Below are 11788 nucleotides of genomic sequence, written 5' to 3'. Positions count from 1 at the left end.
AGTTTTAAAAAAGCAGGTGCCAAGGCACCTGCTTTTTTTATAATCCTAATGTATAAACTAAAAATCTCTCATTCCCATTCTTCTCATAAGCACCCGGTAATCTTATTTCCTTCTTCAATTCAAATGCAGTCTGATTCTCCAAGAAGAAAATATAATCTTCAGAAGGGTAGTATAAAATAATATCAATTTCTCTCTCCACCGCTTCTACTGAAAGCAAAATGTTATTTACTACGTTCATAAACACTTGTACAGAAAATGGATTGAAGAAATAAAACCGGTTATCACGCGGATCAATCTCATATTCCTGCGCTAAACAACATTCAAACCGAATTTTATCTTTACTGTTTCTCACTTTTCGCGCATAACGATCACGATTATCCATTGCTTCTTTATAAAACTCTTCATTCATTTCAATCCCAACGGCCGAAGCACCACACTTATGGTGCATGTAAAAATTCAATCTCCCTTTTCCGCACCCAAAGTCTACAATTCGATCGCTACTTGTTATTTCATATTGATTCAATAACTCATCTAATCCGCTATATGGCGTCGGTTCATAACGGTGATAATGCATAGACTTATTAAATCCTTTTTGCTCACCGACAGTTTTTATATTTAATACAGCATCGTAATATTGTTCGTTCATTCGTTTGCTCCTATTAAGAAATATTACTATTATTATACACCACGTACTGAATGCTCATTTTAATCAAATTAATTGGTACGTGAAATTATATTATCACGAAATCAAATATATCGACTTAACAACAAATTCCTACCAAAAAAACAGGAGCTTTCTAGCCCCTGTCTTCTAATACTTTCAATACAGTTTGTTTCAATATTTCTACTCCATCCATTATACAGCTATGATCAAACTTCATATACGGATGGTGTAATCCAGGTTGTAAGTTCGCCCCTAGTCCAAGCATGACAGCTTTTAAATGCGGTCTTTTCACTGTATAGTAATGGAAATCGTCGCTTCCTGTCGTATACAGTGGTCCAGTACATCCCTCTTCCCCGTACACTTCAAGAATGCCTTTCCGCATGAAACGCTCAGCTTCTTCTGACACTTCAGCTCCTGGTGCGAGATCAATCCACTCATAAGAAAGTTTAGATCCCATTGATTCAGCTGACTGAATTACTTGCTCTATTTTTCGCTTCAATTCATCTAGTAATATGTTATTTTCTGCTCTTACATCTAAACTAAAGTGCCCGTTACCTGGAATAATATTTAGATTATCACCACCAGCTTGGCATCTCGTCATCTTAACAGAATAAGACGTCTGCGGCGGTAACCATATATTTTTCAATCCAATATTGATCATCGAAATGACATCAATTGCATTTATACCTTGATGTGGGCGTGCCCCGTGTGCATCATCTCCATGAATTATCCCTTCTAAAAATGCTGCAGCTCCGTGACGAATAGATGGGGCTGCTTGTTTCAAAGGCAGTTCTTCAACCGGCCTTAAATGAACACCAAATAAGAAATCAGCATCATCCACGGCGCCCTTCTCTACCATCTTTAAAGAACCATTTCCTTTTTCCTCTGCCGGCTGAAAAATAAATCTAACAGTACCACTATCCCATCTCATATTTTTCAATTGTAAAATAAGGCCCATCACAATTGTCATATGAGCATCGTGGCCGCACGAGTGATTCGCTTTAAATTCTCCGTCTACTTCTTGCCATAGTGCATCCATATCAGCACGAATCGCGATAACTGGATTCCCTCTTCCGATTTCAGCAATCACGCCAGGGCAATCATCAAATATTTTATATGAAATTCCTTCTTCTTTTAGAAAGTTAGTAATATAAGCTGTCGTTTCATATTCCTTCCAGCTTACTTCAGGGTTTTCATGTAAATGCTGAAAAATTTCAGTTAAACGCTCTTGTAGTTCTAATGTTTTCAAAGCTTCATTCTCCTTCCCCTAATTACAAACCATTCAGATTAATTATACTTATGAAAAACAGATGTTTTTATGAACATATTGAATTTTAAGAAAAAAGTCAATTGTTTATTTTTTAATACCGTTAATACCCGATTTCAACTCATCTTATAAAGATACCCATACAAATAGAAGATTCGATATTTTCTGTTTCTATATTGACGCTTACATCTATTTTTAGTTATTATAACTTAATAACGTCTATTTTGCGACAATTCTAAAAATACAAACATACATAATGAGGAGGCAGTTTATGAAAAGAGAAATACCTTTTGGCATAGCAATAATCCCTATTATCATTACAGTTGCAGTTATGATGGTTACAATTGTTGTATTAGAACAAAGCCCTCACGTCCCACTTATTATCGGTACAACCGTTGCTTCGATCGTCGCTTGGCGGTACGGTTACAAATGGAATGACATTGAAGAATCGATGTATAAAGGAATTCGCCTTGCATTACCCGCTATCGTTATCATTATTCTTGTAGGTTTAACGATCGGTGCTTGGATTGGCGGCGGAATCGTCGCTACTATGATTTATTACGGCTTAAAACTTTTAACTCCATCACTATTTTTAGTTTCAATTACAATTATTTGTTCTATCGTTGCATTAGCAATCGGTAGCTCTTGGTCTACAATGGGAACAATCGGTGTTGCTGGAATGGGAATTGGCCTAAGTATGGGAATCCCAGCTCCAATGGTTGCTGGCGCTATAATTTCCGGTTCTTATTTTGGCGATAAAATGTCACCGCTTTCAGACACGACAAACTTAGCAGCGGGATTAACAAATACAGATTTATTCACACATATTCGTCATATGTTATTTACTACAATTCCAGGTTTAATTATTACTCTTATCGTCTATGCTTTCTTAGGAAGAAGCTTCAGCGATAACAATATCGATGCAAAAAGCATCGATCAAACGTTACAAGTATTGCAACAAAACTTTGTTATTTCGCCTTTCCTATTAATTATACCCGTAGTCGTTATGGTATTGGTCGCTAAAAAAGTCCCTGCCATACCAGCTATTCTCGTAGGTGTTATTTTAGGATTCTTATCACAAGTCTTTATTCAAGGTGGCTCTGTCTCATCAGCTGTCGGTGCACTCCAAAGTGGATTTGTCATAGACACTGGAAACAAGCTAGTAGATGAACTATTTAACCGTGGTGGCTTAAGCTCTATGATGAATACAGTTTCTATGACAATTGTCGCTATGACTTTCGGCGGAGTACTAGAACATACTGGCATTCTTCGCTCAATTGTAAATCAAATTTTAAAATTAGCGACATCATCAAAAGGACTTATCGCTTCTACCATCGCATCTTGCTTTGCAACGAATCTTACTTGCTCTGAACAATATATTTCGATTGTTGTTCCTTCAAGAATGTATGCAAATGCGTACACAGAAAAAGGACTACATTCTAAAAATTTATCCAGAGCATTAGAAGATGGTGGAACATTAACTTCTGTTTTCGTACCTTGGAATACATGTGGTGTATTTATACTCGCAACACTTGGAGTCGGTGCATTCGAATATGCTCCTTATGCTATATTGAATTTCATCGTACCTATTATCTCAATCATTTATGGTATAACTGGCTTCACAATTACGAAGCTATCTGATATTGAAAAAGCAGACCTACTGAAAAAACAAAAAGCACAACTAGAAGGTTAAAATTTTTGAAACGAATACAACGGTAAATTTAGCTCATATATTGCACGAGGGCGCCCTTGTTGATAGGGCATTTCCTCGCCGCAAATATTGGCATATCTGTAATCAACTAATTTCTTTAACAGCCTTTCCGTCGATCGCCGAGTCACTTGTAAGTACTCAGAAAGATCCGCCGCTGTAAATTTCAATGATGGATGCGATTGACTAAATTGAATGATTTTTGACAAGTTTGCAGGACTAAGCTTCGTTTCCTTCGCTATTTTCATTAATTCAGGATTATCGTTTTTTAAACTTTGTACTCTCTGTTCTTTCGGGAACGGACCAAATAATTCTTTATCACTTGTTAGTATATAAAAGCAGCTTTCTATCGGATTATTCTTTGCGAAACCTCGAGCGATTTTTGCATTTTGTTCCGCTTCATTTACTGTTTTTCCGTAACCAAATCCAATAGATACTGCGCCTTCTATATTCATAAATAAACGATCTATCGTATTTGTTTTTATACTCAATTCAATATCACCACGAGTTGTATACAAAATAAAAGTCATTTCATCAACTTGTTTAAATGAACCACGTAATTCTTTTGAAATTACATTTAATTGTTCAAGCGAGCTTTCTTGTAACTCTATAAAGGATATAATACAAGCACCAACAGTAGCTGAATGGCTTTTTGCTAACTCAGCTTTTATTTTTGCATCTTTTAACCCATGTATAATTGATTGCGTTGGATCTATCATACGCTCTGAAGGAATCCCTATTTTTTGAAGTTCATCGTAGACAGCGTGAATACTAGTTAAAGCTAAATCAACCTCTCCAGATTGATATTTAGCTAAATGAAAATCAATGATTCTCTTAATTTCATCATTACTCCATAACATATTTTCATAATCCATCACTTGCGGCGTTTCTTTTAGACCGATGTCATGGAACACATTTGTAATAAACGAACGATCTACTAAATCAATTGAAATTTTATGAGGTTGAATACTTTGATGGTATATTATAGAAAGGAGTGAAGATGCGACAGTTGTCTCGTCTTGCTGCAAATATACACTTGGAATTGGTAATTGTTCTCTTATTTCTTTTGCCATATAATAAGGTAGGGCACCCGAGAAAAAGATAGCATCACAAGGTTTTAAACGCTTTAATAGTTCAGAAGATTCTGCTGGATGAAGGTAAATATATGGATCAATCTCTATTTCTTCTAGTTTATGAGCAATAGGTAAAAGATTCTCCATAAACTCTTTTGAACCGACAACTGCAATTTTTATCATCATTTTCTCTAACTCCTTATCATTAATTAACGACTATTTAACGTCAACTATATCAAATGTACAAAACCATTGTAAACAGGAAGGGGTCTTTATTCAATGAAAATTACAGCTATTCATCTTTACGCAATTCGTTTACCACTTCGCGATCCGTTTGTTATTAGTTATGGTTCTTATTCTGATATGCCTTCTATTATCGTCAAAATGGAAACAGATGAAGGCATTATCGGTTACGGTGAAGGCGTTGCTGATGATCACGTTACAGGTGAATCATGGGAAAGTACTTTCCATGTTTTAAAACATACACTAGCTCCTGCTCTAATTGGGAAAAATCCAATGAATATCGAAAAAATACACGATATGATGGACAATACGATTTACAGTGTTCCTACAGCGAAAGCTGCGATTGATATCGCTTGTTTTGATATAATGGGCAAAAAATTAAATCAGCCTGTATATCAATTAATTGGCGGACGCTATCATGAAGAGTTTCCTGTCACTCACGTCTTAAGTATTGCAGATCCAGAAGACATGGCTGAAGAAGCTGCCTCTATGATTCAAAAAGGTTACCAATCTTTCAAAATGAAAGTCGGTACAAATGTAAAAGAAGATGTAAAACGAATTGAAGCTGTACGTGAACGTGTAGGAAATGATATCGCGATTCGCGTTGATGTAAACCAAGGGTGGAAAAATAGTGCAAACACATTAACAGCACTTCGTTCATTAGGTCATTTAAACATCGACTGGATTGAACAACCTGTTGTAGCGGATGATATTGATGCAATGGCTCATATTCGTTCGAAAACAGATCTTCCGCTTATGATTGATGAAGGACTAAAAGGCTCTCGTGAAATGCGCCAAATTATTAAATTAGACGCAGCTGATAAAGTGAATATAAAACTAATGAAATGCGGCGGCATATATCCAGCTGTAAAACTCGCTCATCAAGCTGAAATGGCAGGCATTGAATGCCAAGTTGGATCCATGGTCGAATCATCTGTTGCCTCTTCCGCAGGATTCCACGTCGCTTTCTCAAAAAAAATCATTACTAGCGTCGAGCTAACAGGACCATTAAAATTCACGAAAGACATCGGAAACTTACATTACGACGTACCATTTATTCGCTTAAACGAAAAGCCGGGACTTGGCATTGAAATAAACGAAAATATATTACAAGAACTAACCGTCTTTCAAGACGTTGTACGCTAAAGGAGGACTAACGCATGACGATTCTTTACGAAGGAAAATTAAAACAAAACAACGATTCATTTCACGTTACGTTACTATCTTTAGAACATATGGAACAAATTTTATCATTACAAAACGTTATAGTTGAAGCGCTAGAAGATAAAGGTCGTTTACAACCACTCTCGCTAGAAGAATTTCAATACATTCTAGAAGGAAACGGCATGATGATTGGGGCGTTTATACAAAACGAGCTCATCGCATTTCGTGCCCTACTAGTCCCTCCTATCGACGATGAACATTTAGGGCTTGATATTGGTCTACCAGAAAGTCAGCTACACCGCGTCATCTATCAAGAAATCTCAAACGTTCATCCGAACTGCCGAGGAAATGGCATGCAAAAAATATTAGCCACAGTCATCATGGATGAATTACAAAAAGAAGACAGCCAGTACGACTATGTTTGCTGCACCGTTGCACCTTTCAACATCCCTAGTTTAAAAGATAAGTTTGCGCAAGGGATGGAAATTGCTGCGCTGAAGGAGAAGTACGGCGGGAGTATGCGGTATGTTTTTGTGAAGGAGTTGCGTGGGGATAAGGAAAGAGATTGGTCCTATGTTAAGAGCGTTCCGATGAGTGATGCTGGTGGACAGCAGGCTTTACTTTCGGAAGGGTATCGTGGGTATGCGATGGAGAGAATAGACGATACTTTCACTGTGAAGTTTGGACGATAATCTATGTACAAAGAGAACCCTAATTCATTAGGGTTCTACTTTATTTCATTCCACAATCTAAAGTAATAACTAAACCGTCATCTTCCAACTAGATAACGCTAACCAGTTTTCCATTTCCTTATAATCAGGCATTATCTTCCCGACAAGACGCCAAAAAGAGCGATCATGATTTAAATGAACCATATGACACATTTCATGAACGACTACATAATCAATTACTCGCTGTGGTGCCATCGCTAACTTCCAATTGAATGTTAGCTGTAAATTTGAATCACAAGTTCCCCATGTGCGGCTACTATCTGTAATACGAATAGAACGCGGCTTTGTTTTGAAGTTACTTTGATGCACTTTAATACTCTTCTCTACTAATGACTTACACTGCTTATAGTAAAATCGTTTTAACGCTTGTTGTATTTTCTCATCCTTAAGCTCATTCACATAAATGTGTAGCTTATCCCCTTCAAAAACTGCATTATCTTGCGTAATACTTGCATCTTGAGAAATCTGTATCGGATACGTATTCCCTAAATAGAGAAAACCCTCTCCTTGATCATAACCCTTTTCCTGTGGTCCAAGCGCTCGCTCCTGCATTTCCTTACGTGTTTTCTGAATCCAATCCCATTTCTCCTCTAACAATTGGACTAAGTATTCAACAGGCGTTCCTTTTGGAGCTTGCACTTCCACATTTCCGTACGAATCTACAAAAAGACGCACCGACTTTTTCTTCTTATAAGTTATATGAAAATTAATTGTCTCACCTAAATATGTATGTACCATTTCATCACCTAGTGTATTATTTTACAAATAAAAAAGAATAGGACACAAACGCCCTACTCTATCTATTATATCATTTACTGTTTCACCGAACTTATTATCCTCTGTACTTTACACCTAATCCCTTAATGAAATTCCTTGCGTATCTATCGCCGCACTCTTTGTAATGCTTATGGCCTTTCTTTCTTAATAAAGCGCCTAACTCTCCTTTTGTTACGATGACGCCCACGCTGTCTAATATATCAAGCACATCTTCACTCGTTAAAGATAGTGCTATTTTCATTTTCTTTAAAAGAAGGTTATTGGCACTCTCCTTGCTCCGTACAGGTGCCGGTTGCCCTGGTTTCGGATCTTGCTTCCCTCTTTTTAAAGTAATAAATCCATTTAAAAATGCCTCTAGCATCATCATGTTGCATGTTAATACGTACTCATCTTCGATTACATCATCATCTTCCGCTTCATGTTGTGGACTTCTCTTTACTTTTGTAAGCATATCAAGTACGTCCTCTTTCGTTACTTCCATCCCGCCAAGTTCAAAGATTTCTACCATATCTATATCTCTTATATCTAAAGCGTATCTTACTCTTTTTAATATATCGTTGTTGCTCATTGCCATTGTATTTCCTCCTGAAATGTTGATTATAGTAATGCTTTTAGCATGTATAAATTAATATCGTTAAGTTACTACTTTAACATTTTAGAGGTAGGTTTTGTAGTCTTAGGTGGATTAATGGTTTTGGGGATGATTTTAAAACAGCAAAAAGGATGGGATAATCGCGCAAAATTACGGATGGGGATTTACTATTAATTAACACACTTAAAAATGGACTAACCTGATATAGGTTAGTCCATTTCTTTTTATGCAACTCTAACATGAATGTTACGCAAAATTCAGGTGAAATATATTGATTGTGTTTACTTAGGTTTTCCTTTTTATTTGTGGTACGGTTCACCGTAACTAATCTAAATGAGGTTATTGTCCATTATTTTCATAATTAAATTTAACAAAAAAGGTAGTGCCTTCCGAGCCTGTTTGAATTTCTATTTTCGCATTATGCCGGGCAGCAATAGCATAACATACGCCTAATCCCAATCCAGTTCCATTATCTTTGGTCGTGTAAAATGGAGTACCCAGTTTCTCTAATACTTCAGGCCTGATACCTTTTCCTTGATCCCGCACTGCAAGCACCACACAATTTTGACATTCCTTGTAGGTGCTAATGGTTAGAATTTCCCCTGTGCTCATCGCTTCTAAGCCATTACGGTATAGGTTTATTAATAATTGCCGTATCTCATTACGATTTAAAAGTAATTCCGGAATGTCATTTGTATCGACTTGAATATATTTATTTTGATTATACGTATCAATCTTTATTAAAGGAATAATATCGTGGATAATTGAATTTAAATCTAACATCTGCAAATCCGATTTCCTTGTATTACCGATTGAGAGAAATTCAGTAATAATAGAATTGGCACGGTCAAGTTCTTCAATCATTAAATTAAAGTACTTATTATGTTTCTCATAGGTGTGCTCTTCTTTTAATAACTGCAAAAATCCTCTTACTGTTGTCATTGGATTTCTAATCTCATGGCTGATACCTGCTGCCATTTGTCCTATTAAATCTATGTTGGATAACCTTTTCAATTCCTGCTCATATTGCTTTTTTTCCGTTATGTTTTTAAAAATACAACAAATACCATCATCATACGGGTATGCAATAACTTCGTGCCAATATTCATCAGAGATAGAAAAAAATTCGAAATGAACTGTAATTCGCTCTGACATTGCACGATGAAATTCCTTATACATAACTGCGTCGACGCTACTCGGGAAAACCTCCCATATATTCTTACCTAATACATCTTTTGCTGTTTTTCTTTGTGGAAAATATTGATGCTTATTTACGTACGTGAATTCCCATTTATTATTCAAAGTAAAGAATCCATCCGTAATAATTTCAATCACACTTGTAACTTTTTCATTAGCAGCAGCTAGTTCTCTCGTTCGCTCTTCCACCATGCTTTCAAGTTGATCCATATATAACAAGTTTGAAAACGTAGGAGCTGTGGCATCAACGATAGATTTTGCCAGTTGAATTTGGGAATTATCGTAATTGTGAGCTTTTCCCTCTTTGCCAACGACGATTACCCCTAATACTTCTCCCATTGAAACCAATGGAATCATCAGTAGACCCTTACTATCTATATTTTTTGTTTGAATAACCTCTTGGATCTTGGCTTCATAGCTTTTCTCCATCCAATCCGCTTCTGCCCAATCACAGTCCTTGCTTAACTTCGTTGTTTTAATCGTTGTTTTGTCTAGCGGGTCTAAAAGGTGGGCAGCCATGTTTTTACTCTCTAAAATCTGTCCTAAGTAAAAAAAACATTTATCAAAACTCTCCTGTATCGAGGAACACATTGATAAATCACGGGTAACATCTAGTAACAGCTGCTTCTCGGCAATAAGGTTTTCCTTTTGTGTTAAATTATTTGCGTTTTGAATTGCGACCGCAGCCATATTTACATAAGCTTCAACACTTTGAATCTCTGAATCTGTTAAGTTCATTGGAACTCCATAATCAAATAAAAAAACCAGACCAAATAACTCTTGCCCAAATGAGATAGGCAGGGCTAATAAGGACTTAATTTTGAACGCATCAACTGGTCTTGGATCCGGCCGATGATCCTTTGAGGTATCAGGGATATAGATGGTTTTTTTTGTTTCAATAACTTCTTTTGCCAGTAAGTCTATTTCAGGATCAATTACCTGAGTATCGAGCGTTACGCCATTTATGGTCTCTGGTTTCCCTGCAAACCCTCTAAATGTTCCATCTTCCTGGGGTAAATAAATTCCAACAGCGTTGCACCTAACAATCTCCTCTGATATCGCCATTGTTACACGCTGCAATACTTCATGTAGTTCTAATTTTGTATTTATTATTTTTGTTATATTCGCGAGCCTAGAATATCTCGTCTGATCACTTAACATTCACATAGCCTCCAAGTTATAGGCATAATAAAATAAACATGATAATATCAGTGAAAATCAAGACCAACCTGCCATTTTTAATTTTCTCCTGTATTCTTTTCTTACCCTTGTTTTACATAGAATATCTCACTTACTTATGATATGGTTCACCTTAATTAAAATGAAACAAACACTCATAAAATCGCTACACCCCATCCCCTCTAACTTTCACAAGTTACACTGTTTCACTATCTCCATCCTTATCAACACTAGCCTCAAACTTATCCAACAAAGCACGCACTTCATCAGTCGATTTCGTGTTCATCAATTGATTTCTTAGTTCAGCAGCTCCAGGGAATCCTTTCACATAAATTTTGAAGAAGCGATGAAGCCCTGTGATTGAGCGTGGTAGTACTTCTGCATATTGATCTTGAAGATCAAGCTGTAGTCTTAGAAGATCAAGGTGTTCTTTACTGCTATGTTCTCTTGGCTCTTTTTCAAAAGCAAATGGATTTTTAAAGATACCTCGTCCAATCATAACGCCATCAATACCGTATTTTTCAGCAAGTTCCATTCCAGTTTGACGATCAGGAATGTCTCCATTGATTGTTATTAGCGTATTTGGTGCGATACGGTCACGTAATTTTTTAATTTCCGGAATTAGTTCCCAGTGCGCATCTACTTGACTCATTTCTTCTCTTGTACGTAAGTGAATAGAAAGGTTCGCAATATCTTGTTTGAAAATGTGCGTTAGCCAATCCTCCCACTCACTTAACTCTTTAAAGCCAAGTCGTGTTTTTACACTGACAGGTAGTCCACCCGCTTTTGCTGCTTGAATAAGTTCTGCGGCAACGTCTGGACGTAGAATAAGACCACTACCTTTTCCTCTTGATGCTACGTTCGGTACAGGGCAGCCCATATTAATATCGATACCTTTAAATCCTAGCTCTGCCATACCAATACTCATTTGGCGGAAATATTCAGGAGTATCTCCCCAAATATGTGCGACTATCGGCTGTTCATCTTCTGTAAAAATTAAACGGCCACGTACACTTTTCATACCTTCTGGATGACAATAGCTATCCGAGTTTGTAAACTCTGTGAAAAATACATCTGGGCTACCAGCTTCACTTACTACGTGACGGAAAACAACGTCTGTCACATCTTCCATGGGTGCAAGTACAAAAAACGGTCGTGGTAAATCATTCCAAAAATTATCTGTCATTTCAAAT

10 protein-coding genes are annotated in these 11788 nt (G+C 36.8%); 3 read left to right on the top strand and 7 right to left on the bottom strand.

Annotation, left to right across the window (positions count from 1 at the left end; all coding sequences use genetic code 11):
• Positions 1–37 precede the first annotated feature (37 nt).
• Together MR066_RS21265 and MR066_RS21260 are read right to left on the bottom strand one after the other, a co-directional pair.
• Positions 38–646, bottom strand: a complete 609-nt coding sequence (locus MR066_RS21265) for an SAM-dependent methyltransferase (protein WP_016103219.1) — start codon at positions 644–646, stop codon at positions 38–40.
• 151 nt (positions 647–797) lie between these two features.
• Positions 798–1913, bottom strand: coding sequence for a M20 peptidase aminoacylase family protein (locus tag MR066_RS21260; RefSeq protein WP_242248436.1), 1116 nt, complete (start codon positions 1911–1913; stop codon positions 798–800).
• A 289-nt stretch (positions 1914–2202) separates the two neighbouring features.
• Here MR066_RS21260 and nhaC point away from each other — a divergent pair, with 289 nt between their 5' ends.
• Positions 2203–3624: a Na+/H+ antiporter NhaC gene (nhaC, locus tag MR066_RS21255; protein WP_242248434.1), complete on the top strand. Its 1422-nt coding sequence runs from the start codon at positions 2203–2205 to the stop codon at positions 3622–3624.
• Here the strand turns inward: nhaC and MR066_RS21250 are convergent.
• The gene (locus tag MR066_RS21250) at positions 3621–4898 is read right to left on the bottom strand and encodes a hypothetical protein (protein ID WP_016126495.1); all 1278 of its coding nucleotides are present in this window, start codon (positions 4896–4898) and stop codon (positions 3621–3623) included. The genes nhaC and MR066_RS21250 overlap by 4 nt on opposite strands.
• A gap of 93 nt (positions 4899–4991) precedes the next feature.
• Here MR066_RS21250 and MR066_RS21245 point away from each other — a divergent pair, with 93 nt between their 5' ends.
• A complete protein-coding gene (locus tag MR066_RS21245) occupies positions 4992–6101 on the top strand; it encodes a mandelate racemase/muconate lactonizing enzyme family protein (RefSeq protein ID WP_242248432.1) in 1110 nt (369 codons plus the stop codon).
• Between the two features lie 14 nt (positions 6102–6115).
• Positions 6116–6811, top strand: coding sequence for a GNAT family N-acetyltransferase (locus tag MR066_RS21240; RefSeq protein WP_242248431.1), 696 nt, complete (start codon positions 6116–6118; stop codon positions 6809–6811).
• A 69-nt stretch (positions 6812–6880) separates the two neighbouring features.
• Here the strand turns inward: MR066_RS21240 and MR066_RS21235 are convergent, their stop codons facing one another.
• From MR066_RS21235 to MR066_RS21220, 4 genes are all read right to left on the bottom strand, one after another.
• A complete protein-coding gene (locus MR066_RS21235) occupies positions 6881–7588 on the bottom strand; it encodes a M48 family metallopeptidase (RefSeq protein ID WP_215600870.1) in 708 nt (235 codons plus the stop codon).
• A gap of 94 nt (positions 7589–7682) precedes the next feature.
• Entirely contained in the window at positions 7683–8201 is a 519-nt protein-coding gene (locus MR066_RS21230; RefSeq protein WP_193652530.1) for a YehS family protein, read from the bottom strand.
• A 357-nt stretch (positions 8202–8558) separates the two neighbouring features.
• Entirely contained in the window at positions 8559–10577 is a 2019-nt protein-coding gene (locus tag MR066_RS21225) for a GAF domain-containing sensor histidine kinase (protein WP_242248430.1), read from the bottom strand.
• Between the two features lie 214 nt (positions 10578–10791).
• Positions 10792–11781, bottom strand: a complete 990-nt coding sequence (locus MR066_RS21220; RefSeq protein WP_242248429.1) for a tRNA dihydrouridine synthase — start codon at positions 11779–11781, stop codon at positions 10792–10794.
• Between the last annotated feature and the right edge of the window lie 7 nt (positions 11782–11788).

This window comes from Bacillus cereus group sp. BfR-BA-01523, from assembly GCF_022662615.1.
In the GTDB taxonomy this organism is placed as follows: Bacteria; Bacillota; Bacilli; order Bacillales; family Bacillaceae_G; genus Bacillus_A; species Bacillus_A mycoides.
The sequence above is the reverse complement of the archived record's forward strand: the minus strand, read 5'-3'. Positions and strand labels throughout refer to the sequence as shown.